24 protein-coding genes, 3 tRNA genes and 1 pseudogene are annotated in these 25,970 nt (G+C 40.4%); 14 read left to right on the top strand and 14 right to left on the bottom strand.

Annotated elements, in window-relative coordinates; all coding sequences use genetic code 11:
- Nucleotides 1-107: 107 nt before the first annotated feature.
- From csrA to ACQY3F_RS03075, 8 genes and pseudogenes are all read left to right on the top strand, one after another.
- Nucleotides 108-281, top strand: a pseudogene (gene csrA, locus ACQY3F_RS03110) (carbon storage regulator CsrA); the annotation flags it as partial.
- A gap of 88 nt (nt 282-369) precedes the next feature.
- Nucleotides 370-461, top strand: a tRNA-Ser gene (locus tag ACQY3F_RS03105).
- Between the two features lie 78 nt (nt 462-539).
- Nucleotides 540-616, top strand: a tRNA-Arg gene (locus tag ACQY3F_RS03100).
- 18 nt (nt 617-634) lie between these two features.
- Nucleotides 635-710, top strand: a tRNA-Asn gene (locus ACQY3F_RS03095).
- A gap of 95 nt (nt 711-805) precedes the next feature.
- The gene (locus tag ACQY3F_RS03090) at nt 806-1,078 is read left to right on the top strand and encodes an RNA recognition motif domain-containing protein (RefSeq protein WP_428353429.1); all 273 of its coding nucleotides are present in this window, start codon (nt 806-808) and stop codon (nt 1,076-1,078) included.
- Nucleotides 1,075-1,437, top strand: coding sequence for a hypothetical protein (locus ACQY3F_RS03085; RefSeq protein ID WP_428353427.1), 363 nt, complete (start codon nt 1,075-1,077; stop codon nt 1,435-1,437). The genes ACQY3F_RS03090 and ACQY3F_RS03085 overlap by 4 nt, the downstream gene beginning before the upstream one ends.
- Nucleotides 1,438-1,920: 483 nt before the next feature.
- A complete protein-coding gene (locus ACQY3F_RS03080) occupies nt 1,921-2,409 on the top strand; it encodes a protease complex subunit PrcB family protein (RefSeq protein ID WP_428353426.1) in 489 nt (162 codons plus the stop codon).
- A 658-nt stretch (nt 2,410-3,067) separates the two neighbouring features.
- On the top strand, nt 3,068-4,357 hold the full coding sequence (locus ACQY3F_RS03075) for an AI-2E family transporter (protein WP_428353425.1): 1,290 nt from the start codon (nt 3,068-3,070) through the stop codon (nt 4,355-4,357).
- Between the two features lie 582 nt (nt 4,358-4,939).
- Here ACQY3F_RS03075 and tnpA read toward each other — a convergent pair.
- Nucleotides 4,940-5,341, bottom strand: coding sequence for an IS200/IS605 family transposase (gene tnpA, locus ACQY3F_RS03070; protein WP_428353424.1), 402 nt, complete (start codon nt 5,339-5,341; stop codon nt 4,940-4,942).
- 285 nt (nt 5,342-5,626) lie between these two features.
- The gene (locus ACQY3F_RS03065) at nt 5,627-7,123 is read right to left on the bottom strand and encodes an ISNCY family transposase (protein ID WP_428353423.1); all 1,497 of its coding nucleotides are present in this window, start codon (nt 7,121-7,123) and stop codon (nt 5,627-5,629) included.
- A 338-nt stretch (nt 7,124-7,461) separates the two neighbouring features.
- On the opposite strand from ACQY3F_RS03065, the gene ACQY3F_RS03060 reads away from it, so the two are divergent.
- Nucleotides 7,462-7,653 (top strand): (2Fe-2S)-binding protein, encoded by a 192-nt coding sequence (locus ACQY3F_RS03060; RefSeq protein ID WP_428353421.1) that lies wholly within the window; start codon nt 7,462-7,464, stop codon nt 7,651-7,653.
- Nucleotides 7,654-7,678: 25 nt separating this feature from the next.
- Nucleotides 7,679-8,143 carry a bacterioferritin gene (gene bfr, locus ACQY3F_RS03055; RefSeq protein WP_428353420.1) on the top strand — a complete coding sequence of 155 codons (465 nt, stop codon included), beginning with the start codon at nt 7,679-7,681 and terminating at the stop codon, nt 8,141-8,143.
- 712 nt (nt 8,144-8,855) lie between these two features.
- On the opposite strand, the gene ACQY3F_RS03050 is transcribed toward bfr, so the two are convergent.
- Nucleotides 8,856-10,586, bottom strand: a complete 1,731-nt coding sequence (locus ACQY3F_RS03050) for a protein kinase domain-containing protein (RefSeq protein ID WP_428353418.1) — start codon at nt 10,584-10,586, stop codon at nt 8,856-8,858.
- A gap of 125 nt (nt 10,587-10,711) precedes the next feature.
- Nucleotides 10,712-12,190, bottom strand: coding sequence for a NarK family nitrate/nitrite MFS transporter (locus tag ACQY3F_RS03045; protein ID WP_428353417.1), 1,479 nt, complete (start codon nt 12,188-12,190; stop codon nt 10,712-10,714).
- Between the two features lie 343 nt (nt 12,191-12,533).
- On the opposite strand from ACQY3F_RS03045, the gene ACQY3F_RS03040 reads away from it, so the two are divergent.
- Together ACQY3F_RS03040 and ACQY3F_RS03035 are read left to right on the top strand one after the other, a co-directional pair.
- Entirely contained in the window at nt 12,534-12,917 is a 384-nt protein-coding gene (locus ACQY3F_RS03040; protein ID WP_428353416.1) for a hypothetical protein, read from the top strand.
- Complete coding sequence (locus tag ACQY3F_RS03035) at nt 12,812-13,117, top strand: ANTAR domain-containing response regulator (protein ID WP_428357590.1); 306 nt, start codon at nt 12,812-12,814, stop codon at nt 13,115-13,117. Before ACQY3F_RS03040 ends, ACQY3F_RS03035 begins: the two co-directional genes overlap by 106 nt.
- A 455-nt stretch (nt 13,118-13,572) precedes the next feature.
- Here ACQY3F_RS03035 and ACQY3F_RS03030 read toward each other — a convergent pair whose 3' ends face one another.
- From ACQY3F_RS03030 to moaD, 4 genes are all read right to left on the bottom strand, one after another.
- Nucleotides 13,573-15,570 carry a hypothetical protein gene (locus tag ACQY3F_RS03030; protein ID WP_428353415.1) on the bottom strand — a complete coding sequence of 666 codons (1,998 nt, stop codon included), beginning with the start codon at nt 15,568-15,570 and terminating at the stop codon, nt 13,573-13,575.
- Nucleotides 15,571-15,681: 111 nt separating this feature from the next.
- A complete protein-coding gene (locus tag ACQY3F_RS03025; RefSeq protein ID WP_428353414.1) occupies nt 15,682-17,445 on the bottom strand; it encodes an alkaline phosphatase PhoX in 1,764 nt (587 codons plus the stop codon).
- A 703-nt stretch (nt 17,446-18,148) separates the two neighbouring features.
- On the bottom strand, nt 18,149-18,589 hold the full coding sequence (locus tag ACQY3F_RS03020) for a molybdenum cofactor biosynthesis protein MoaE (RefSeq protein ID WP_428353413.1): 441 nt from the start codon (nt 18,587-18,589) through the stop codon (nt 18,149-18,151).
- A gap of 1 nt (nt 18,590) precedes the next feature.
- Nucleotides 18,591-18,824 (bottom strand): molybdopterin converting factor subunit 1, encoded by a 234-nt coding sequence (gene moaD / locus ACQY3F_RS03015; protein WP_428357588.1) that lies wholly within the window; start codon nt 18,822-18,824, stop codon nt 18,591-18,593.
- Nucleotides 18,825-18,979: 155 nt separating this feature from the next.
- Here moaD and moaC point away from each other — a divergent pair, with 155 nt between their 5' ends.
- Both moaC and ACQY3F_RS03005 read left to right on the top strand, forming a co-directional pair.
- Complete coding sequence (moaC, locus tag ACQY3F_RS03010; RefSeq protein WP_428353412.1) at nt 18,980-19,465, top strand: cyclic pyranopterin monophosphate synthase MoaC; 486 nt, start codon at nt 18,980-18,982, stop codon at nt 19,463-19,465.
- A gap of 4 nt (nt 19,466-19,469) precedes the next feature.
- Nucleotides 19,470-20,168 carry an ABC transporter permease gene (locus ACQY3F_RS03005; RefSeq protein WP_428353411.1) on the top strand — a complete coding sequence of 233 codons (699 nt, stop codon included), beginning with the start codon at nt 19,470-19,472 and terminating at the stop codon, nt 20,166-20,168.
- A 484-nt stretch (nt 20,169-20,652) separates the two neighbouring features.
- Here the strand turns inward: ACQY3F_RS03005 and ACQY3F_RS03000 are convergent, their stop codons facing one another.
- The 6 genes from ACQY3F_RS03000 to ACQY3F_RS02975 form a co-directional block, all read right to left on the bottom strand.
- Nucleotides 20,653-21,273 (bottom strand): class I SAM-dependent methyltransferase, encoded by a 621-nt coding sequence (locus ACQY3F_RS03000; protein WP_428353410.1) that lies wholly within the window; start codon nt 21,271-21,273, stop codon nt 20,653-20,655.
- Nucleotides 21,274-21,285: 12 nt separating this feature from the next.
- Entirely contained in the window at nt 21,286-21,639 is a 354-nt protein-coding gene (locus tag ACQY3F_RS02995) for a hypothetical protein (RefSeq protein ID WP_428353409.1), read from the bottom strand.
- 1 nt (nt 21,640) lies between these two features.
- Nucleotides 21,641-21,979, bottom strand: a complete 339-nt coding sequence (locus ACQY3F_RS02990; protein ID WP_428353408.1) for a type II toxin-antitoxin system RelE/ParE family toxin — start codon at nt 21,977-21,979, stop codon at nt 21,641-21,643.
- Nucleotides 21,972-22,253: a type II toxin-antitoxin system Phd/YefM family antitoxin gene (locus ACQY3F_RS02985; protein ID WP_428353407.1), complete on the bottom strand. Its 282-nt coding sequence runs from the start codon at nt 22,251-22,253 to the stop codon at nt 21,972-21,974. Before ACQY3F_RS02985 ends, ACQY3F_RS02990 begins: the two co-directional genes overlap by 8 nt.
- 740 nt (nt 22,254-22,993) lie before the next feature.
- Nucleotides 22,994-24,592, bottom strand: coding sequence for an ABC transporter ATP-binding protein (locus tag ACQY3F_RS02980; protein WP_428353406.1), 1,599 nt, complete (start codon nt 24,590-24,592; stop codon nt 22,994-22,996).
- Nucleotides 24,589-25,920, bottom strand: coding sequence for an ABC transporter permease (locus ACQY3F_RS02975; protein ID WP_428353405.1), 1,332 nt, complete (start codon nt 25,918-25,920; stop codon nt 24,589-24,591). The genes ACQY3F_RS02980 and ACQY3F_RS02975 overlap by 4 nt, the downstream gene beginning before the upstream one ends.
- Between the last annotated feature and the right edge of the window lie 50 nt (nt 25,921-25,970).

The raw sequence follows: 25,970 nt of genomic DNA, 5'->3' as shown, positions 1-25,970 counted from the left end.
TTAGGCTATTTATTTTTTTAAAATCGATGCTATAATAGACAGCTCAGTCCAGTTCTGCTAAAGAGAGGCATGGCAGGGCTTTTTTCATAAACAGGGAGACGAAATAGATGCTTATATTAACGCGTCGTGTAGGAGAGACATTAATGATCGGAGACGATGTTACTGTCACGGTCCTGGGAGTCAAGGGTAACCAAGTTCGTATTGGTATCAATGCACCGAAAGATATATCGGTACACAGAGAAGAAATATACGAAAGAATTAAAAACGAGCAAGCAGGCGGAACACCAAGCCCTGCACCTAAAGTTAGTGATGACTCAGAACCTGGAACAGCGGGCCTTATGGGTTCAGACGACTAAAAGAGTTACAACTGGAGAGGTGGCCGAGAGGCCGAAGGCGCTCCCCTGCTAAGGGAGTATGGGCTTTATCTCCCATCGAGGGTTCGAATCCCTCCCTCTTCGCCATATTCATAAAAGTCGACAAAGAATTTAAAATAGTTGACACGGAAATAAATAATACGGATAATAGAAAAGCTAAACAAAGCGCCCGTAGCTCAGCTGGATAGAGTACTCGGCTACGAACCGAGCGGTCAGGAGTTCGAATCTCTTCGGGCGCGCCATTTGTTTACCAAGATTATTCCCCTGTAGCTCAGTTGGTAGAGCGGGTGACTGTTAATCACTAGGTCGGCGGTTCGAGCCCGTCCGGGGGAGCCAAAATAGAATGGCTGCATACTAAGGTAAGTATGTCATGTAGACTATTTCGATAGCTATAATTAAAGCTTCAAGGTTAATTCTTTGGGGCTTTTTTTATGCCTGAAAGAACGTATAGAGAAATACATATGCAAGTCATTATTAGTAACCTTCCCCCGGAAGTAACGACAGAAACCTTACTACAAGAAATACAGGATCGACACATTAAAATTGTTGATATAAAGCTGGAAACATCAGGTGACCCTGACAAAGTTATGGCGATTGTATCTCTGGATACGGGACATGCCGGAGCGACTGCTTTAGAGAAGCGAGTAAACGGCAAGTACTGGCATGGGCGTATGTTAAGTGCTTATGCCATAAGGAATGTATGAATCAATTCAATGACAGTTTTGAGCGCTGTATAAATGATCCTCTTTTTTTAGATCAGTTTTACAAGACCTTCCTTGCTAGCTCCGATGAAGTCAGTGCGGCATTTAAAGATACGGATATGGAAACTCAAAAATCCATGCTGATGGCTTCTCTGGTATATATGAGCGATGCACACCCAGATTTGCTTGCCTCGATCGCTGAAAAGCACCATCATATAAAACCACATTTATATACACTCTGGCTAGATAGTTTGATTGCTGCTGCAAAGTTCATTGATCCACTTTTTGACGTTGAGACTGAAATTTTATGGCGGGAGACCTTGCAACCTGGGATTGATTTTATGGTTGGTGAGTATGGTTAAAGGTTCGGCTTGAGTTCGCTATTATTGAAGCCCCATTTTGGGGATTTTTTTATGTCTTGTGGAAAGTCAGTGTAGAGGATCGGTTTTAGTTCATTATTAGATGTGATTGAAATTATTTTGGAATAGCTGGTTTCAGTCAGGATCAGTCATTCATCAAGATAAAATGAAACCGTATATCATCCAATACGGGACGATATACAGCTAGCGTTCTGATAAAATATGCCAGTTTTCTGCCTAGAATGCAGCCAACAAGGGTGATATACTGAAACCATATAATTACTTGTTACCGGGCGCGCCACAAGGCGCGCCCGGTAACGCGAAGCTCAGCAGAACTATCCAAAACTACCGATTATCGAAAATCCGATAACCAGGGAAGTTCCAGACAGATATTTTTGAGATGATAAAGCTATCTCAAAAATACTCCTGAGCTTCGCATTAGGAATAAACTACATCACTCATTTAGTGATAAGGAGAAATTAATAAATGAAATTTTTATTCTGGAAATATTATGTTAGTGTAATGTTGATGGCTATTATTTCAGTAGCTCATGCAGATGAAATGTTTTCTGATGAAGCATTTTCTTATATTGTAATAAAGAAACTCGTCTATTCCCCCCCAAACCAAACACCTTGGGGTGCAGTTATTAACACCCAAGAGGAATGGGGGCAGCTTTTCGGGTCATGGCAGGGTGACTTTGCACCTCAAGAACCCGCACCACGATTTTATTTTGAGCAGTATCAATTAGTCACAGGAGGATTTGGTGCAAAACCTAGCGGTGGGTACTCAGTTGTAGTGGATAGGGTTGATGAGCTTGGTGATGCAATATACGTTAGTGTGCTTGATATTAGCCCTGGTTCAGGATGTTCAGTTAGTTGGGGCTTTACCAGCCCTTACGCTACAATATTAATTAAAAAATCTACTAAACCTATAAAGTTCTCGATTACAAAGCTAGTAACCGAGTGCGCTTCATGATACCAGATACTACAAGCTGAGCTAGAACATGAATTACAACATTAATTAATAACCAAAAGGGTCACAAAACCAAAAGGGTCAGACTCGATTGAAAATTAAAATAACCCACTGCCTCTACTAAGGATCGTTAGTGATCATTGGTGTCAATTTTTTTTCAATTACACACTTGCCAAACTGTATGGTCACTTTCAGCATAAGTAGACAGTAATGAATTTCACTTTCAATCGAGCCTGGTTCTTTTGGTTAATAGGATCAACTTTTTTACCCGTAAGCTGTTTAGCATTGTGCAAAATATTTGGTCAATTATGAGAAAGCTAGATAAGCATTTAATTTAGCTTGATTTATTCGTTGCAAGATGGTTTTATAAAGTGGCTCTATCGCGGCTAAAGACTGCCCCAACAGCGAATTAAAATAGCATATTAACCATTAGGGCTTGGTCGACAGAACATTTCACTACCGGGATCTGTTAAAATTATTGCTGATTACGTACAACTCTCAGCTACAGTAGAATAAACCTAGAAAATCAGCATGTTAAAAACCTCGTCATTCCTGAAGTCTACCCAGTCAAGCGTGGGCACAAGCTTTATCGGGAATCTGTACTAAACCCATGAGATTCCTGCTAAAAGCTTGCAGGAATGACGGAGAATGGCTGAGAATCATGGGTAATCAAGAAGTTATTTATCATAGCTTTAATATTTATAATTCGCGCGGTCACAGATGTGGATTTCTAGCGGCTGTGAGTGGTTTGCCGATAGCTACGTTACTGAAACCGTTACGTAGCTCGCTATACGCTAGTTTCAGTGTCTTGCTACCAACAAAAAACAGCTCACTATACAACCGCGTCCGTGACCGCGCGATGTATACCAGTATTCCTATAATGGAGAAGGCTTTGCAAAAATCATTTGTCCCTACCTTGTATTTTACCAGCCTATTTTTATTTCTGATTTATTTGCTGTGGATAATGATACAGCCCTTTCTAGGAGCGGTAATATTCGCGGCGATTATTACTGGAAGTATTTATCCTTTGTTTATCAGGTTAATAGAGAAAACTCACATTAGTTATAAGCTAGCAGCACTAATAATGTGTATTGCGATTATCTTTGTTGTCTTTTTACCGACTATATTGCTGGTCAGTATCTTGTCGAAAGAAGCCGTTATCTTATATCAGCATTTATCGACAGGCTTTAGTAATGAAATGGTCAACAATTTTTTCTTCGGAGATGGTTATTTCTCCGGGTTGATGCAAAGGGCAAGTGTATTGACAGGTATTGAAATCAATAGCGAGGTGATTAAAAGTGGTATTTTGGGGCAGATTAAAAGTGTCTCAGCATTGACCATTAAAACCGTTAATAACCTGGTGGGAAATCTCGTTAGTTTCATCTTTAAATTTGTGATAATGATACTGGTGATATATGCTCTGTTAGCCGAAGGCGTATTCCTGAAAAGATTTTTGCTTAAGCTATCCCCTCTCCCAGATGATCAGGAAGAGTTAATTATAGAAAAGTTCAATCAAATGAATTTTGTCACTTTGGTTTGCAATGGACTGGGTGGACTTATTCAAGGCGTTTTGGCCGGTATTGGTTTTTGGTTTGCTGGGCTGAGTTTAATCGCCTTATGGACAACGCTGATGATTATCCTCGCATTTATTCCTTTATTAGGTATTTCTATCATTTATATCCCTGCTTGTATTTATTTGGCCATTATCGGAGATACCTATAGCAGTGTTATTTTGTTTACCTATTGCACGCTAATAGCACTTGTAACCGAGAACTGGTTTAAACCAATGTTTATTGGTAAGCGTATCCAGATTAATTCACTGCTAGTTCTGCTTACTATTATTGGAGGTATGACTGTATTTGGGGTGGGTGGAATTTTTTATGGCCCAGTCATTGCTATTTTATTTTTAACAACGGTGGAGTTGTATCATAAATTTTATGAGGAAAATTAGCCGTATGGAGCTATAGACTTGCAGAAAATACAGCTCGGATACCATCCCTTTAAGGGATGGTATCCGTTATACAAATAGAGTTTTTTATCTGAGAAACTATATATCGAAGTTGAACAATCAGGCCCCCAACTCAATGCGGTTGACTTAAGAATACTTGATTACCCACAACTCTCAGCTAGACTCCATCATTCCAGCTACCATTTTAAAACGGGACAAAGCAATGTAGGCTGGGTTAGCTTATCTAGCGAAGCGCAGAATAACGTAACCCAGCACTTTACGTATACGGGGCTGTGCATCTGAAAGAGCCTGGCCCACATAGACAGCTTGCTTTTATTCTACGTCCTGGCTTTACGCGTCTATCAAGCATTGAGGTGCTTATCAATATTTGTAAAGCAGAATTAAGTCAGTCATCTAAATAACAGAACATAAACATCAATTTATTAAAATTCACTTATCAACCCATCATAATTAACTACCACGCTTATAAAACGTGGTTTAAGTTCGACCTAAAAGGCCGTCCTCAGCAAAACCCCTCTGGGGCCTTGCTGAAATAAGATCAAGTTGTTCCCAATATTTCAGTGGTTATTTATTATCCTGGAACTTTACATACTTTCTTATCATTTCTGCATCCATACCTACGGTATCAACACAGTAACCAGCCGACCAAAAATGATTTCCCCAGTATTTCTTTGTACGCAAACTGGGAAATTTCTGGAAAGCTTGAATTGCAGTCTTTCCTTTTACTCTCCCAACCAAATCTGATATTGAAATCTTTGGGGGAACTTTCACAAGCAAATGGACATGATCAGGCTGTACATTTAATTCGATAACTTCACACCCTGCTCTCTCAGTATGAGCATAAATACTCTGGTAAACATACTTCCCAAGATCTCCTTTTAAAATTTGATAACGGTACTTTGGCACAAAAACAATAGGGTACTGGCAAAACCAGACGACATGTGATAATTTTTGAAATCTGCTCATTTGTTTCTCCTAGTTAAATTTCGGAAACAACTTAACTATTTGATACTCTTGAGCAGACCTTTACGCAAAGCTTTTTTTACCCCCGCCCACAGGGCGCGGTTATCTAGTGCCTGAACGAAAAGTCAGTTTTTTAAAAAAACATCACACCCAATCTACCATAATATTTTCCGATTTGGCTTAGTTGAGATAACAATCCACCCATTATTACGAATTTGCTCAGCACAATGCTATTGTGCCACTTTTCAGACATACTAATCCCTCAGTAAGGCCACTTTCTTTAAAAACTTAAGCGGCTTTCTTTTTTTCTTTGGCCAATCGTTGTCGTTCCATATCTCGTTTAATTGCGCCCACTTTTTGTATGTCCCTTGATAATACAGCCAGTGCGGTATAGCGTTCAAAACCATCAATTCCATGGTCCCGACATTGACTCAATCCATGAACCTGCAATGCATTAATGGCCGACTCAACAGCTGAGTGTTTCTTTTTGGCCTGTTTAAATTCTTCGGCATATTCACGTTCCTTATCCTTGAGGGATAACTTCCCTTTTTTCGGCAAAGTCACTTCATCAAGTATCTCTTTCAGCCCACTTTGATTGCTCTTGCTATGAAAGCCTTTGTCAAAACTACACGCATTGAACGCTGGAAATTTCGCTTGTGTCGCTTCAACCATACCTATGGCTATTTTATCATCCGTTTCTTTTTGCATGACCTTATGATGCAGTATGAATCCGTGGTAGTCTTCAACTATACAGACGCGTATACCTAATTCAACGGGAACCCCTGCCTTGCCTTTGCTAATCCATTCGGTATGTGGCTGAAACAGGGAAAATACTTTTTCATCATGAGGGATGGTTTCTCCCTCAATCACGCGTCGTCTGATCTGATCGACTTGTCGATCGCCATGCTGGAGAAAGGTTTGCATCTTAAGCAATAGGACTTCTGGAACCTTATAGGTGCTTATTAATAACGCATAACTTTGAGTGACTCGGTTCAGGTACTTTTGAGCTAAATCAATATAAACCTGATGTGCGTTACAAATCAAATCGGCCTGAGCCCGTTTTTTCTTTTCGTCCTTCGAGGTGGAATGACGCAGCTTTTGAATCCGTCTATATTGTCGTTTGAATTCAGTGAGGTTATGTTTATGCTGCCGCCAATCGGGAAGGTCGTGTTCCTGGCACCAGTAAACACACTGACGGAATAAGACCCTCATCACATCGTAAAGCAAGTTAATGTCGGTTGGAAAGTGAACATCGGTTTTTAAGACAAATGAATCGCAACGCCCCTGAATGGATGCAGTGGACTCTAAATTAAGCAACTGATAACCCGAGCGAATGACTTCAGTATTAATGCGATCCATGATCTCAGGTGTAAATAACTTTAGATTATCTCTTAGGGTTTGTAAGCGATAGTTTTTGTCATCAAAAGTACCGTGCCCTAGCATCATTCTGAGCGTTCGATGTTCGTTGGCGAGTTCCTGGATACGATCGAAGTCAGCACCGAGTGCTACCCGTAAGGTGCCTAATACCAGAATACGCCACTGTTCCATGCCGGGACGACCTTTATTTGATGAGACGGCAGCTGTTTCATCACTGCCTTTTTTGTTCTTGCGCGGGATGACTTCTTGAAGAATTTTGAAAACAGCTTCTTTTAAAGGGCCAGTTGTATAGATGTGTTGCAAGCCCAGCAGGATGAGTGGAATATCATCGCGTGATGTGACATCAATGACGATGTTGGCAATATCGACTTGTCCTATTTCCAGTTGTGATGATATGACATTTCTCATGGTTTTTTTTGCGGCGAAGTTTTGCTAATAGAGGGCTGGAATTAAAGGTTCGGTATTTGCCAATGCACTTTCTGGGTAAAAAGACCTATTTAAAAACAGTGACTTATCTGTTTTGTATGAAAAATACTAAAATGGCGGTTTTTGAATCTTCAATCCTTTTATTAGCTGTTATTATAGCATAGTTAGCTGATTTTAAAGGGAATTTAGTTATTTCCGTTCAAGCACTAGTTACCAAAAATATTGAATGAGCTCACATAATCAGTGAAAAGAGAAATAATTCTTTACTTCTAAATGAGAATTGCTATCATTACTATAAATATTTCTTATTGGGGCTTTAAATGTATATCTGTGTTTGCAAAGCAGTGACGGACTCACAAATTCAAACTGCAATAGATGATGGAATGAATACCCATAAAGCATTACATCAATGTTTTGGAGTAGGTTCAGGTTGCGGTAAATGCAACCGCCATGTGCGTGAATTGATTAATAAAAATAGTGTGCCTTCTGCTGAAATACCCGTTATGATTTAGTTTTTAATTTATACCGGATAACATCATGCAAGGCGATAGCAAAGTCATAGAATTTTTAAATAAAGCGCTAGAAAATGAACTCACAGCGATTAACCAGTATTTTTTACATGCCAGAATGTATAAAAACTGGGGTTTCGAAAAGCTAAACGAAAAGGAATATCACGAATCAATCGACGAAATGAAGCATGCTGATATGTTGATTGAGCGCATATTATTTCTTGAAGGCCTGCCTAATCTGCAAAATATTGGCAAAATTCTGATTGGCGAAAACCCAAAAGAAATGCTTAGCTGTGATTTAAAGCTAGAACTTATTGCAATTCCTTTACTACGCGAAGCAATTGAGTATTGTGAAAAAGTAAGTGACTATGTTTCTCGTGACCTATTTACGCATATCCTGGATAGCGAAGAAGAACATGTCGATTGGCTGGAAACTCAGCTAGAATTAATCACCAAAGTCGGTATAGAAAACTACCTGCAATCTCAAATGTAACCTAGCTAATATAAAGAGACTGGAAACCAGGCTGACTTGAAATTGTCAGCTTATGTGTACGAGTCTCCCTCAGCAACAGCAATTAAACCGTGTCAACATTATACTTCGCGCGGTGTTTATTGCACTCAAATAGTCTTCGGCACGTGTGGGCATCTTATCTAAGATAAGTATGCTTTGGAAGTGCTGATATTATACCTGCAGGGTCAGAGCTCCTGATCTCGACATAAAGAAATCAAAAGCTTACCGTTTTCACAAAATAATTAGAGGATACTAAAGTGCGTAGGTTGGCGCTGAGTATGCGAAGCCCAACATGATATTGCACAGTGATTGTTGGGCTTCGCAGGCTCAGCGCCAACCTACATATCAATCATTGGCATCAAGTTATTATCCTAGAGTTCAGGTGGTCTGAGGGTATGGGGCAATTCTTTCACAACACCTTTAGCCGCACAGGGTTTATAGCGAGGCTAAAGGTGCTGTCATTCCCGAAATATTTTATCGGGAATCTGTATATTACTTAACCCTCTACATTCCTGCTAATGCCTATGCCCACGCTTGACTCGATAGTCATGCTGGAATAACTATGAAATGGTTTAAACGACGTTAAAGACCCTATCAATGACAACTTTTAAGTTTATGCGAGGCTATCGCAGGACGACCAATAAAGTTAAGTCACTTTTCTAAACTTTCAAACCCGGTTTATCTAGTAGCCAATTTATTTAAATACCCAATACAGCAAAAGCATATTGGTTAACAACAAGATACCACTCAAGGTTTTCCAGAAAGCAACAGGGCTGCGTTCAATAAATGGCATACTTCCCTCGCCTTCTTTCAAAAATTGCGGATTGGGAGTGGTCAAATCATGTATAAATTCAGATATTTCTTCATACCGCCCTGGTGGATAAATGGCCGTCGCCTTTTTTAAGGCACCATCAATCCACACAGGTACCATGGCATTTTTATGAAAACTGGGAACATACGTCAATTTTGCCAGATTAATTTTATTGGGCTTTTCGGGCATATCTTTACCGAAAGGGAGCGCGCCATTAATCATTTCATAAGTAATCACACCTAGAGAAAATATATCTGATTTTACTGTACCCCGCTGCCCTAGGTGATATTCAGGTGCAGTATAATTCAGCGTGCCTAAAACATTTTCATCCTGTTGTTCTAAGGGTGTAATTTCAGTAATCCCTGCTATTTTCACTGAACCAAAGTCTATAATTTTTACAACACCGGCCTTATCAATAATAATGTTTTCTGGTTTTAAATCCTGATGTAACATTTCCATGCGATGAAAAGCGCGTAAGCCTTTAGCAATTTGTTCGATAATTAACCTGATCTCGCGTATATACGGCTTGGGGTGTTTATCAATCCACTCTCTTAAAGTGTCCCCGTCTATAAACTCGGTTGCATAGTAAATACAGCTTTTAGTCCTATCAGAGCCAAATACCTTTAGCACATTTTCATGCTCTATGCGTTTACCTGCCCACTCTTCGTGCAAAAAATGCTCTATATAGTAAGTATCATCCTCGTAAAGCACGGAAGGCGTTTTTAGAATTACCCGAGTATTGGTCTGGCTATCGAAAGCACGATATATTTGCGTACGCTTACTGGCGTGTAACTCAGCTTCGATTTCATAACCATCCAGCACCATTCCTACTTCCAAAGGAGGTGGGAAAGGTAAATTCGCATATTTACGCAACACTTCATCTTCTTTTGCCAACGGGATTTCATCGACTCTCAATACCTGACAACTTAAGTTATCATCACTATTGTTATCACTTGCCTGCTGCACAATACGCTGTGCAATTTGCTCTAGATCACCCTCAGATTGCAATAATGATTTCAGCGATTTATCTTTAATAAAATCATGCACGCCATCGGTGCTGGTAAAAAATAAATCACCTTTTTCCAGAGAAGCCGACTTGTAATCAACTTCCAGGCGAGGTTCGATTCCCATCGCGCGATTTAAATAATTTTTTTCATCTGAAACCCAGATCCGGTGATCTCTCGTCATTTGCTCCAGATTACCCTGGCGCAAACGATATATTCTAGAATCACCGATATGGAAGATATGCGCTGTATTAGATTTTAGCACTAGAATACTTAAGGTACTGACCATACCTTTAGCGGATTCATAGCGCTGCTGCCCCTGGCTGTATAACCAGGAGTTAGTCGCCGAAAGAATTTTCTGCCCCGCCTGTTTTACTGACCAGGAATCAGGGGTGCTGTAATAGTCATTCAAAAAACTTACGACACAGCAGTGGCTTGCCTCATGCCCGGCATCACTCCCACTCATGCCATCAGCAATGGCAACAGCTATGCCTTTATGTGTGAGTTGTGCGCCTTCGGGTATTGAGGCTCCTAAAAAATCTTCATTTCTGGCTTTAATACCTTTATCACTGTAGGAACCAATTGAAACTTTCAGCGTTTGGACCGTCATAATCAGTTCTTTGCTTTATTGAAACGAAAAAACCACAGATAAACCAGAAATTCATAATAATCTCCAGTTTACCTGCGGTATGAATTTTTAGATTGCCGCTACCCAACGGCTTCAGTAGACCGGGCTTAATCCAGTTCTATCATTTCTACAGAACCATCTTCCTGAACCTCAACCATATGCCCTTTAGGTTCGTCAATAAACTGAACGGCAACCAGAACAATGATCGCTCCTGCAGCTATAACAGTAAAGAAAACGGATGGCGAAACAAATGAAAGTACTGTTAAAAATAATACCGCACCTACATTACCGTAAGCACCTACCATCCCGGCTATCTGACCAGTCATGCGTCTTTTGATGAGAGGAACCATGGCAAAAACGGCACCTTCACCCGCTTGTACAAAAAATGAACATCCCATTGTTAACATAATGACCTCATAAATCGGCCAGTCAGAAGTAATCAATGATAGACAGTAATAACCTATTGACAGGCCAACTATAAAAATTGATAAGGATAATTTACGTCCAAACTTATCACTAATCCAGCCGCCGCCTGGACGTGCAATTAAGTTCATAAAAGCAAAGCCCGATGCTGCAAGACCCGCTTGCACCAAAGTGATCCCTTGCGACTCATGAAATGTCTCATAAAAGAACATCGGTAGCATTGATACCACCGCCAATTCAGAACCAAAAGTAATCAAATAGGCCAAGTCCAGAATAGCAACTTGCTTAAATTTATACTTATGGATTTCCTCAATCGGTTGCATTAAATGCTCTTCATTAACATGCACGATTTTATACACGTTATAAAAGAATAACAGCCAGATACCAGCATAAATCAATACAGCGGCAAAGTCAGATAATAAACTGACGCCTGCTGGCGATAATTTCCAGGTTAATAAAGTAAGCGTTGCATATAAAGGGATTGTCATCAGGATATAGAAAAATAAATCCCAGATGCTGGTGACTTCCATCGCACCTGCTTTTTTCGGCTTAAAATAGGTAGACCCTTTGGGTGTGTCGGTAACACTGAAAAAATAAATAACCGAATAAATCAGCGCAACCACACCGGTAGATGCAATCGCATAACGCCAGCCATCCGGCCCGCCATACATCAATGCTAACGTCGGTAAAGTCATGGCTGCTGCCGCCGAACCAAAGTTCCCCCAGCCACCGTAAATACCCTCAGCAATTCCCACTTGTTTGGCAGGGAACCATTCACCTACCATGCGAATACCGATAACGAACCCGGCACCGACAAAACCCGATAAGAAACGTGCCAATGCCAGCTGTTCGAAGCTCTCAGCAAATGCAAACATAAAGGTGGGTAAGCTACCCAGGGCTAATAAAATAGAGAAAGTCCGTTTAGGCCCAAACTTGTCAACTAAAATTCCAATAATTATTCTGGCGGGAATAGTCAACGCGACATTTAAGATCAAGATAGTCTTGATTTCCGCCTTGCTCATACCTAAGTTGTCAGCTATTACCAACATCAATGGAGCATAACTAAACCAGACCACGAAGGAGATAAAAAAAGCAATCCAGGTGGTATGCAGTATTTTCATCCTACCTGAAAAAGAAAAAAAGTTTAATGCTTGTGAGCTCATAAATCAGATCCAAAATAGTAAGTTATCCAACAGCATAAGCACAACACATGCCAATATTATAAGCGTATGTTTTATAATATCTTTATTAAAATATTTAATAAGAAAAAACAGAATAGTTCACTTTTATTAACAATTGCACTTATAGACCGAGATAAACGCACACTTGTAGTGCAAAAGAAAAACCAATTAATCCAAAAGAGTGCGCAAGCTCATTGTCTTCCCAATATTATCAACTAATTGTACAAATGGCATATTTCGTGCTCAATGATTACTAGAATTGCACTTCAGAGTTGAATCCGCCTAGTATATAAACCCGCATTAACAACAATGTGCTTGAACTAAAATGAGTCCCAACAGAATTTTAATTATTGAGTGTAACCGGGATAATAAAGAAATTGAAAATATCCTGCTTAAGCAACGCTATCAAGCAATGACTCTGCTTATTGAATCACTTATCATTAACAATATTATTAATAAAATCAAGCCTGACATCATAGTCTTTAACAGTGAAAAAGTGACCGATAAAATTGTTCAATTTATTAAGCATCTTAATCAGCTCTATGCGTGCCCCACGATTCTTTTTTCAGAGGACCCTAATATACAAAATAGGTCAATAAAGTTATCCGTGCGGGCATCATCGCCTACATCGTTAACGGCCTGGAAAGTAAAGGTAGCAAAAGCATTATTGATATTGCTACAGCCCGTTTTAAAGAGCAGCAACAGTTAAAGGCAGGACTAGAAAAAACCAAAGATAAACTGGAAGAACGCAAACTGGTAGAGCGTGCCAAAGACATCCTGATTAAAACTCGTGATTTTTCTGAAGATGAGGCCTACCATACACTTCAAAAACTCGCGATGGATAGAAATATCGCTCTGGCAGAAATGGCAAAAAATGGCATTGCGATGTCCGAATTACTAGCACACTAGGATAAGATCTTTCATCCTATAAAAATCAGTTCAACTCAAATTTATAGTGCAAGATATTGAATTAATATAACACTTTCAAAAAATCTTAGCTTTACCCATAGGTTAAGCGGGTATTTTTTGGAAGTGCGGTGGGATCAAGAGCTTGTGCTAGAAGCCGTGGGCAACTGATTTTTCTAGGTTCATGTAAGGTCTGACTACCTGAACTCTAGGATAATAACTTGATGCCAATGTTTGATATGTAGGTTGGCGCTGTGTTTGCGAAGCCCAACAATCACTGTGCAATATTATGTTGGGCTTCGTATACTCAGCGCCAACCTTGTACTTTAGTATCATCTAATTATCTTGTAAAAATGGTAAGCTTTTGATTTCTTTATGTCGAGATCAGGCGTTCTGAAGGTCATTTTTAGCCCGCATACAAGTACTAGCAGATAACACAGAATAGCCAATAGATGTGCTTATTCTTCAATAGGCTGATAACTTTTTAAAGACCAGTAAAATTGGTCTCCCCTCCGCCCTGAATAACTTAGTTCTACTGCATAGCATAGCTGTCCGTCAGTAATAACTGGAATACTGATATCATATGGACCACTTAGCTTTGCCGATACTTCCCGATTCGCTGGTTTATTGTTCGCTTCCAGCGTTTTTAGTGTCCACTCTAACTGCTTTGTATTTGTATAACTAAATTCAGCCCAAAAACTCGCACCGTTAATATCTACTGCGGGTAAAAATAAATCCAGATTACTTTTTATAAATCCAGCTCCGGAATCCAATAATAACGGCATAAAAAACAGTGGCTGTTTAACTTCCGTCGATTGATCCTGTTTTAGTTGTCTATGCACATTATCAATTGGCAAAATAGTTGCATCTCGTCCCTGAGTAAAGCTTTGCTCTTGAACAATCACACGATAAGCTTTATTTAGTAGTAAGGCGCGTTGAGCAGAAGCATATAACAATAGCGAAATATCCTGATGCAGCTGCTCTATCATTACCGGCTTTAACGCCTGTTGCGGATCAAAAAACCTTTGCTGTACTTCTTTATTTGTTCTAAATTCATTCGCTGATTTATTATGCTGCAAATAATAACTATATTCATACTGACCATCTTTACGACGCGGCTCGGCAATTCCCTTTAAACCTTTTTGCGACCAGTGAAACCAGCCTTGCTGATGGCTTGCAACAGGCAGTTTACGCTGAAAAGAAAAAATTCCGTCTTTAATGGCACCTACACCGCTATGACAACCAGCACAAAAAACCAGTTCTTCATAATTTTGTGGTCTAAGTTCACCTTTTGCATCTTCTATAAATGCCGCATATGCCCAGCCCTGGCCATTGCTAATACCTGCTTCAGCATTACCTCTAAAAGTACGCAGACGGTTAGGAAAATCATCTTTTTCTTTTATTTCTGCCAGCGCTTTTTCTTGCAACTTAGAGTAATCTACCCATAACCGTTTACGTGCATAACGTACTTCTTTCATTCGCGCAGACAAACCATTATTACCTTGTGTATCAACATCGATATAACGCACCGTATGCAGAAATTCTGTTCCTTCTGGATATAAACCCGCTGCCAAATGGAGTTTTCCTGCCTTTTGCTCGGCATGGGCTTGCCCGACATACCACATAAATCGTTGTTTAACGGGAGCCCAGTCATAACGAATTTTAGTGGCGATTCCAATCCTGCCATCTTTATCTAGATCCACATTATCAAGCTTAGCCTCGTCAACCGGATCAATACTAATATCCTGCTCTTTCAACATCGCTTCGACGATGGCCAGATTGACCTTATACACGGTCAAATCTACTTTGCCCTTACTATCTGTCTGAAATGCATCCGCGAGTCTAATCAATACATCGTCAGTCGAGCCATTAGTTGGCCAGAAAGTCCCAAAATAAGGGTAGTAGCCAAAAGCCCTCCAGCCCGTCAACTTTCCAGAGGGATCGTGATCAAAACCCTGGTCATCAAATTTAAACCAGACATCGGGAGTGAACCCATCCCATTGCCCATTCTGGTCGTAGTCCCAGTTTGCTGGCACTTGCTGCAATTTTTGTTGCAGGGTGATACGTCCCTGTTCGTCGAAATAATTACTACTATTTGTATATTGGGTAATTTCCTGATCAGTAATCTGAGCGACTGCCGCAGTTCGATCTTTAAATAAGTTAAGCCAGGGATTATTGCGCGCAGTATCAGCAAAGCTATAGTTTTGCTGTAAATCTGCATCATTAATATAATTCGGGCGGCGGGCGGTGGTATGACAGGCAAAACAAGGGTTATGAATATTACCCTGATCATCTTCCGTTTTGGTATAACATTGAGGAGGAATATAGGCAGTTTTATTATGCACGGTGCGCGATAAAATATCGACAACAGGTTCCACTTGTAATTCAGCTGAAAACCCTGGCTTAAAAGCAACAGCCCATAACATTGTAAACAAAATAATACTGATTTTTCTCATTTATAACCCTCCTGACAACCTTAGCAAAAAAACGAAAAAGCCCTACCCATAAGCAATGGACAGAGCCTTTTTTCCTTTCTTAGATTTAAATAATAGCTTCTATTTGCACTATTAATAACCCATCCAAGGGCCTAAATAACCTGTGTAGCCACGGGCTTCTTCATCAGCTTTTAACGCGTCTTTATCAGACTCACCAAAAGGATGCTGGATAACAGACATAAGATAACTAAAGCCATTTAAATTACGGTAGAAATAAGGAGAAGTTGTTTCTGAACCGTAAGGTGTTGTTTGAATTCTAGTCAAACTTTTAGATTCTACATTGTATGACCAGACCATATCATTCTGATGCTTGCCGCTATCTTCACCGATGATCAATGTTTTAAAATCAGGGATAAATGTAATATTATCTGGCTCAGCAATAGCATTAACATCGCATTCGTTTGCTGAATAAGGTCCATCTTCGGCATAAGGATTGTCTTCTACAGCACCGCGTTTAAATAATCTGGGTATACCTGAAACAACACCATATATATTTTTAGCTAGATAATTCTCATCCAGATCTAACGCGTAAACTGTACCGCAATAGTTAAAGGGTACGCTCATATCACCCAAGCCATCGCTCATACCGTTACGCACACGAGACATGCCCAGATACATAGTATTGGTAGATTCATCAAGCGTAATACCCTCCATTTTTTCCCATTCAACAGTCGCACCCATTAATGCAGCATAACGACGTGTTTCCAGACGAGAAGCGGCTTTTTCCATGCCTGGATTAATTTTCAAACACTCTTCACCATAACCCGCAGTAATGCTAGTACAGCCATCAACATCTTCAGAGAAAATACTAGTAAAAGTAACACCACTATCTATAATAGCTCTGACCTCAGCATCTGTAGCCTCACCTAGGCTAATCCAGCTTAAAGTACCCGCACCGCCATCTAAAGGATGGATACGTTCTTCATCGGTAGTCCAGGGTGATGTCTGAGTAAATTTTGCAGCAAACAATTCACCCGAACTTAAGTCTTGTTTATTATCTGCTTCAAAACGAAATAAACCGACATAAGATCCATCATCAGAAGTGTAAACCGTTTTTTCATTAGGCATTACATAAGATAATTCAATCGCTATGCGACCCATTGAATAATGCTTGACTACTGAAGTATTAGTAAAGTCCTTAACATCCACTTCAAGCGTATAACCATAATCATAAGGGTTCATATGCTCTAATGCCAGGGCAGGCAATGCTTCATCAGTTGCACCCCGAGCCGCAGGAAAATAGCGCACCATTGCTGCGTTATAATCATCAATGGTATTATCACGCCATTGCTTAGCATTAGGTGGATATTCTTCAGAACCGATGTGATTTCCCCACGGGGATACACTGCCCGCACAATGCACCCAGCCACCATTGACATGTGAAAAGTCTAGAGGCCGAGTTTTCTTAGCGGTTAATTTACCTGTTTCAGTATTCTGATCCAGTTCCGTTAAATAAACTGCTGCAGGCCGTGTTTCAAAATGCGAAACCATATACAGTTTATTATCTTCACCCGTGATTAGTGAAGAAAAGTCATTGTCACTAGAAACTCTCACCGAACCATCTTCTGCGACTATGTTCTGCCCTTCTATGTCAAATATTGTGCCGAATGGCGCTATTGAGCCTTCAGGATTATCTCCAGAACGCATAATGGCATTAAATTTAACATCCGCTTTGTAATCACCTACCTGTAGGTATTGAGAAGTCAGGATACTACGTTTATCTAGATCATTAGTCGGTACAGGTGCTGTTGAAAACATCAGAGCATCTTCCGCCTGAGCAACAGGCGCGCCTAGTATTAATGAGGGAACCATTACTGCTAAAATTTTGAATCTCACAACTATCTCCTTCAAGAATTGATTAAGCAATCAAGTAAGGTAAAGATCATAGTTGGAAAATGTTGCAGTAGTATTGCAACTGTATGGCATTATTGTGACAACGGAATAAAGTCGGCATAGAACCGCTCCGTTTTGTATTGTTTACTTGCCTGACTATACTTCGCGCGGTCACGGATGCGGTTGTATAGTGAGCTTATTTTTGTCGATAGCAAGATACTGAAACTAGCGCATAGATAGCTGCGTAACGCTTTCAGCAACGTAGCTATCGGTAAAAACCCCAGCCGCTAGAAATCCGCATCCGTGACCGCGCGAAGTATATATTGTATTACTCACTTAAATACTAACCAAAGCAATGCCCGCATTGTCATCTCTTCAATAACAACAAAAAACAACAGATTATGCATAACTTTCGGCTATTTTTAAAATACATTTGTAGCTCATTAAGGAGCACTCGCAATACGAAAAATTTATGGCTCCAATTCCCCACATTGCGTAAACTTGATATGGGCTATTTAGGAAGGTCGTTGATATATTTTTAGGATAGCTGAAGCTTATGCGTAATCAGCAAAAAAATATAAGTAAGCGGTGTCGAACCTCCCAGGGATTACATAGAAAAAGGCAGAACTACCCATAGTATGGATAAGCGAGGTTATAACAATTTTATACTCATATCTGTTCCTCTATGGGCACCAATAATGTCGCATTACAAATAACCATCAGTGTTTTTTGCCACCCAACGACTATTATCATCTGCCAGTATTTCTTTCTTCCAGAACGGCACACTGGACTTTAATTGTTCCATAATAAAGCGGCTGGCATCGAACGCATCACCGCGATGCACTGACCAGATAGCAACCAGCACTAATACATCATCAGGGTAAACATCGCCAACACGATGAATCACCAAAGCATCCAGTAAAGACCATCTATCCCCTGCCTCTGCGACAACCTTAGCTAACTGTTTCTCAGTCATGCCCGGGTAATGCTCCAAATTCATTCCTTTAACGCTGTCCCCTGCGTTAAAATCACGCATGGTGCCAATAAATAGATTGGTTGCACCAAACTGGCCTGCCTGAAGAAACTGTTGTTGATAGCACTGCACTTCAGTAAACGGGTCAAATTCAGTAGGCACTATTTTAATCATCCTAACCTCCTGTGACTGGCGGAAAAAAGGCAACCTCATCTCCATCCTGCACAGGATGATCTAAAGCGACATATTCCATATTGACTGCTGCCAGAATATTATCAGGCATAGCTTCTGTAGATACCGCTCTGGCCCAAACCTCGGCAACACTTATAAGTTGATCAAAGTCTAGATTATCGCTGTCTCGTCCCAGACTTTCTTTTAAACTTGCAAAATAACGTACTTTTATCGCCACAGCCATTCACTCAGTCACTAAAAGAATAGATAATATACAGATATCACTTAATACAAGCTAGTGCAACTCAGGGATAACATTTCTTAAAAGGGGTATTATCCCTCTGCTAGCCAAGCTTAATCTATAACTACAGACTCATACACCAAACGCATACCATGACAAAACTAACACATTTCAATCAATCAGGTGAAGCACATATGGTTGATGTTGGCCAAAAAGCCATTACTCAGCGGGTAGCAATCACCACGGGTTATATCGAAATGCTGCCAAGTACCTTAGCTTTAATTCAAAGCGGTGATCATAAAAAAGGTGATGTGTTATCGATAGCTCGTATCGCCGGAATTATGGCCAGCAAAAGGACCGCAGACTTAATTCCTCTGTGCCACCCATTACCCATTACTCACGTTGAAGTAAACTTTACAACTGATAGCAAAAATAACCGTATTCATTGCCACACAACAGTCAAGACCAACGGCCAGACCGGTGTTGAAATGGAAGCTCTCACTGCCACGCAAATTGCTTTGCTAACCATCTATGATATGTGCAAAGCAGTGGATCGTGGTATGTGTATTAGTGGCGTTCAGCTACAACAAAAATCGGGTGGTAAGTCAGGGCACTGGCAACGTTCTGACCCAGCATAAGTAGGTGAATTATTTCACCGAGGCCGTTACTGCAGCCATCAGGTTATTGCTACAATTTGATCCGTCAATATACTTGATCGTCTGGACTTCCTTAAAAATAGCCTTAATAGCTACGCTATTAGCAGCACTACTGGCTATTCCACTGGGAATAATCATTGCCGTAAACACCTTTATAGGTAAACGCTTTGTCCTGCAATTATTAAATACCTTGATGGCAATGCCTACGGTCATGATCGGCCTGATTTTCTATGGTTTGCTCAGCCGACGTGGCGTATTGGGTGACTATGGCCTACTGTACACAGAAACTGCCGTTATTATTGGTGAAGCCAGCTTAATACTGCCTATTATTATCAATATGAGCGTGGTTGCTGTGCAATCAGCCGACGGACGCTTACTACCTACTCTAAAATCGATGGGAGCCAGCTCCAGTCAGCTACTTATACCGCTGATAAAAGAGCTACGTTATGTCATTCTTGCTGCGGTTATTACAGGGTTTGGTCGTGCGATTGGGGAAGTGGGTGCTGCGATGATACTAGGGGGCAATATTCAGGGAAGCACGCGCACGATGACCACCGCTATTGCCCTGGAAACCAGCAAGGGTGACTTTGAATTGGGCCTGGCATTAGGTATCGTATTATTAATTATCGCTTTTACAGTTAATTTTTTACTGCAACAACTGAGTCCGAAAAACACACATTTCTAGTTCCCGGGCTCGATATTGGACTTCAAAAGGAACGCTACTCGTTCCGTGACGCAGAGCATGGGAACGAAAAATGCAAACTGTTTGATCCTAGAAAAATCAGGTAGATCAGAGCTCCGTTAAAATAGTCAAAAAACTACCTGATTACCTACAACTCTCAGCCGTAAGAGAATAAAACATTAAAAACAGTATATTAAAAAACTCGTCATTCCCGAAGTTTTTTATCGGGAATCTATGCTTAACCTTCGAGATCCCTGCTAAAAGCATGCAGGAATGACGGCTACGCACTTAAGACGGGACACCGTAGGCTGGGTTAGATTTTTTTAACGAAGTAAAAAACGAAACCCAGCAAAGCCCCGTATACGTAAAATGCTGGGTTTCGTTATCTGCGCTTTGCTAGATAAGCTAACCCAGCCTACATTGCTTTGTCCCGTTTTAAAATGGTAGCTCCTTCATTTAAATGATATTTGTAAATATCAGGAACAAACTATGCAATGATTTTACGACTCACAATAGCCAGCCAGGGCTGCTCATTCTTCGGCTTTCCAGTTGGACGGTAATAGTGATCCAATACTGCAAAACCGGCATCTTGCAGATAGATTTGACTATCCTTTAACTGCATATAATTTCCGTAACGTTGTCCGCTCCATCCTTCCTGGTTTCCTCGCGGATTAGATATAAACAAAATCCCTCCGGGACGCAATGCTGTATGCAACTCAACCAGAATGCGGGGCAATTCCTGACTAGGTATGTGAAATAAGGACGCATTGGCGAAAATACCGTCAAAAGCTTGCTGCGCTAAGGTTAACTTAAGAAAATTTTGTTGTAGAATCTCGCATTGCGTATGTTCGCGGGCCATATGACAAAATTCTTTGCTACCGTCCAGGCCGACAGCCCTATGTCCTAAAGATTGAAAATATTTCACATCTCTTCCAGGCCCACAACCAAAATCCAGAATATCCAGCACTTCCCCAGCAGCAAAGGGTGCTAAAAATGCTGCACGATTTTGACTCACATCATGGTCTTTTGTCCCTTGCCAGAAAGCAATAGCATTTTGATCGTAATGATTTATGGTTATATTTTCAATTTCGCCCAAACTACTGGTCATAATTTATTCAGCTTATTGATTGAATCCAAGCTTCCTTTTAATAGCGTATTCATTAACAATCCAGCTTTGAGGCGCTGTTTGTTTGTTGAGGTGTAATAAAATACCGTCTCCATTTTTGAAGTTTTCACTTAATTTTAATTCTGTAAAGCATGGGATTTCATTACATTCAATTCGAGCTACTTGAAATAAATGCGGGAAAGTTAAAACGTCACAAGTAGTCACCTGATGTCCATTGTATTTCAATTCAGCCCCAATTGTACCCAATCCACCAAAAGCATCTGCAATACTACCTGACGTTGTTAGTTCGTTTACAATGTCTGTGACATATCCTGATGTGGAGGCTATAGTGCCGAAATATCTAAACATATTACTTATTACCATCCCTAATAAATCGATTTAGTAATACGTCCTCTACATTCCTTCTAGCATCTATAATAGATAAAACATAAACCGTACTACTAGAAACTCTATAAATCATTCTCCATGACTGAATGATTAATTCTTGATATTGAAAAATCCCTTGTTCTTTTAGTTCAGGGACAACACGGCCTCTTTGAGGGAAGGAATCAAGTGAAGAAGCTGTTTTTTTAATCTTATTTAGGATGTTTTTTGCTGCATTAGGACTATCAAATTTAATAAACTGAATAATTTCTATTAAATCCTCATTCGCAGTTTTAGCCCAAATAATATTATAATTTTTAGCCATTGTCTGAATCTACTAACTTTTCTAACTCAGAAAAAACATCCTCTTGAGAAGTGAAGTTTCCATTTCTAATATCTTCTTCTCCTTGAGAAATTAGCTTTAATATACCAATTGCATTACGCATATTTTCATAACTTTCAGGGTCTTGAAGAACAGCCTTAGGTTCCCCATTCTGAGTTATAACGATAGGTCTATGTGTTTCATTGACTTGCTTTAGTATATCTGCGGTTTGAGATTTTAAATATGTAACAGGTTTAATATCCATTGATATTTTCATAATAACGACCTCCAGACTTTTTATGGTACGTTATTCTGTCTTTCTGTCAAGGTAATACGTAGGTTTTTGAATGACCACGTAGCCTCTTTTAAGAAATAAAGGTCAGAATAATGAAAGTGTTTTCGAGGCAATCGTCCGCGCTTTCGCTTTCAGCACTCAACTTGGAAAACATCAAAAATCAGTGGATGTGAATAAATCAAACCTCAATTTAAAATTTACTAAATTTTATATAAAACAGTCATTACTAAAATATATATAAATCCACAGTAATTGAATTTAAAGGCTTTGTGGTTAAAACCGATTTTTTTAATCTGTGACTTTGTTTCGTATTTAGGGGGGCTAAAAAATAACACAGGGATTTATTCACAGCCTCTCAGCTTCGCTTTGGCCCTTTTTTCTCTTTCCTGATTTTCGCTACGTTCATTGAAAATAAGACCTCCTTTGGTACACCGCATCAGCTCTTTCTTTTTCACCAAGTTTTGTTCGCTGCGTCAGCTTACATGTTTCAAAGTCAAACTTGCTTCACAGCGATCAACTTTCGCTCTTTCAACAAATAAATTTATTTTCCGCTGATTACTCTATAAATAGAAAATAACAGCTAAATTTCACAATAAAATGTAAATAGCACTTGTACTGTTTTCTCACAGTCGGTAGATACAAACCCTAAAAAGTTACAAACAACATAAACAAATTACTCTACCCGGCAATTTGTTTCTAATCACCTAAGCCTTATAAACTGCCTATTGCACCAACACCGGCACAGCACTTAACAGTTTTTGCGTATACGGATGCTCAGCATGTCTTAGCACTTGATCAGTGGTTCCATGCTCGACAATTTTACCCTGATACATGACGGCTATTTCATCCGCTATTTCAGCGACGACTGCTAGATCGTGGGTGATAAATAAATAACTGATATTTTCAGTTTCCTGTAAGGACTTTAACAGCTCTATAATCTGCTTTTGCACCGAAACATCCAATGCCGAAGTTGGTTCATCGCAGACAATCAGTTTGGGTTTAACGGCTAATGCCCGGGCTATGCATATGCGCTGCCTTTGTCCTCCAGAAAATTCATGCGGATAGCGATATAAAGCGGTTTCGTCCAGACCCACTTGCTCTAATAATTCGGATACAAGGGTAATACATTGCTGATCATCTAGCTCAGTATGCAATGCGCGTAGCCCTTCTGCGATAATGTCCAGAACCAACATTCTTGGGTTCATGGCTGCATACGGATCCTGGAAAACTATCTGCATGGCCGAGCGTTGCGCACGTAGTTCTGCACTAGAAAGTGAAGCCAAGTCTACTCCTGCAAACTCAACCCGCCCTGCTGTGCTGGGAATCAGGTTTAATAATCCTTTACCCAAGGTTGTTTTACCGCAACCTGACTCACCCACTAAGGCTAAAGTCTTGCCTGCCTGCAGGGTAAAACTTACATCATCCACGGCTTTCACATGGTCTACAATACGTTTAAACAGGCCTTTTCTGATCGGATAATACACTTTAAAGCCGGTTAATTTTAAAATCGCTGTAGATTCAGGCTTTTGCTGTTCTGCGCAATAATTGATATCCGGCAAAGCATTGAGTAATTGCTGCGTATATTGATGTTTTGCATGAGTAAAAATCTGCTTGCTTGCAGCGACTTCAACAATCCGCCCGGATTGCATCACCGCCACCCGATCGGCCATATTTGAAACCAGCGCTAGGTCATGGCTGATTAGCCATAAAGCCATGCCACTTTCTTGTTGAATTTTCTTTAATAGCTGTAAAATCTGCGCTTGAATGGTGACATCCAGAGCTGTCGTCGGTTCATCGGCAATCAGTAAATCCGGCTCACCTGCCAGAGCAATGGCAATCATAATGCGCTGCCGTTGCCCTCCTGATAACTGGTGCGGATATTCATTGATGCGCCTTGAAGCATCAGGAATACCCACCTGCTCTAATAGCGCTAGAACCTTTTCAGTACACTGTGTTTTATTTAAGGAAAAATGCAACTGTATGGTTTCTGCGATTTGCTGGCCGATGCTCATAACCGGATTAAGAGAGCTCATCGGATCCTGAAATATCATCGCGACTCTGCGACCACGAACCTGACATAACTTGGCTTCGGGCGTGCGTAAGATATCAATATCAGCAAGCTGTATGCTATCCGCTTGTAGTGTTGCCTGAGAGGGTTGTAGGCGCATGACTGAAAGTGCTGCTAAAGATTTCCCGGATCCTGATTCGCCAACTAAAGCAAAGGTTTCGCCTTTATTGATACTAAAGCTAATGCCATTAATGACACTTTCCTTAGCGAACTTTAAATGTAGATTCTCAACGGTTAGTAAGAGCGAGCTCATGATTGCACTCGCCTGGGATCAAAAGCATCACGCACACTATCCGCAAATAAATTCGCCGCCAGCACCAGAGTAAACATAAACAAAAAAGAAGCGGCTAATGACCACCACACTACCGGTTCACGCGCCATTTCTAATCGCGCACCATTAATCATATTGCCCCAGCTATAGGTGGTCGGATCGACCCCGATATTTACATAAGACAATACGGCCTCAGCCAGAACCAGTGAGCTAAAATCCAGCACTACAGAAATTAATACAATATGCATAACATTAGGCAGAATATGGCGATACAAAATCACACCACGAGGCACTCCCAGCGCCTGCGCTGCCTGAACATATTCCATTTCACGTAATTTTAAAGTCTCCGCCCTAAGCATGCGGCACAGGCCAGTCCAACTCGTTACACCAAGAATTAAACAGAGAAACAGCAGGCGCATATCGGCTCGAGCTACCAGGCTGGTAAATTGTTGCTGATGATTGGCCATATAGACTTGTACCATCAGGATCGAGGCAGCAATTAACAAAACCCCCGGGATTGAGTTTAAAGTGGTATAGATATATTGAATAACATCATCCACCCAGCCGCGAAAAAATCCCGCCAGAATACCAAAAATTATCGCTAATGGCAGCATGATCAGTGTGGTTAACGAACCAATCACCAGCCCGGTTCGAATACTTTTAATCGTCTGATAAAACACATCTTCACCGACTTTATCGGTACCCAGAACATGATAATATGAAGAGAGCTCCACTAACATATAGCTACTGGATCCAAGAAAAAACAGCGTCGTAAAAACTGTATTAACGGTTTTATTACTAAAAAATGCACGCCCCAGCAACCAGTGATAGGCATAGCAAAGAATGATAATAACGCCGGCACCTTTAATAAACCCAAGCCATGCTTTCGCTATAATATCCCCTGCTTTATCCTCACTAACATTACTTAAGTGACTACCGCCATATTCTAAGCGAGGGTATCCCCAATAAGGAGCCTGGTCGGCCTGCATAATTAATTCTTTACTATATAGATAAGCTGCAAAAGGCGCTGAATAGCTTTTTTCATGATGCAAACGGATCGGGTTTGCCCAATAATCTAGTACACTGATAATGTCATGATTCTGGCGGTCATTAGACCTAAAGTGTATCGAATCTAATAAACCAATAGATAGAAAAAACACCAGAAAAACCAATGAAACCATTGCCGTTCTGCTCTGTGAAATTTTTTTCCACGGGCGAACAAAATGTTCTTTGCCGCGCAACGCAAAAAAAAGCAGGGTGATCACCGTTATTAGGATATAAATCAGCCCATCAGTCCATAAAATGATCATAAATTCATAACAAATCCTGGTGCATAAGACGTAAAGATCTTCACAAGAAA

It is taken from the genome of Methyloprofundus sp., from assembly GCF_965251085.1.
Lineage (GTDB): Bacteria > Pseudomonadota > Gammaproteobacteria > Methylococcales > Methylomonadaceae > Methyloprofundus.
Note: the sequence above shows the minus strand (reverse complement) of the source record. Positions and strands in the feature narration are given on the sequence as shown.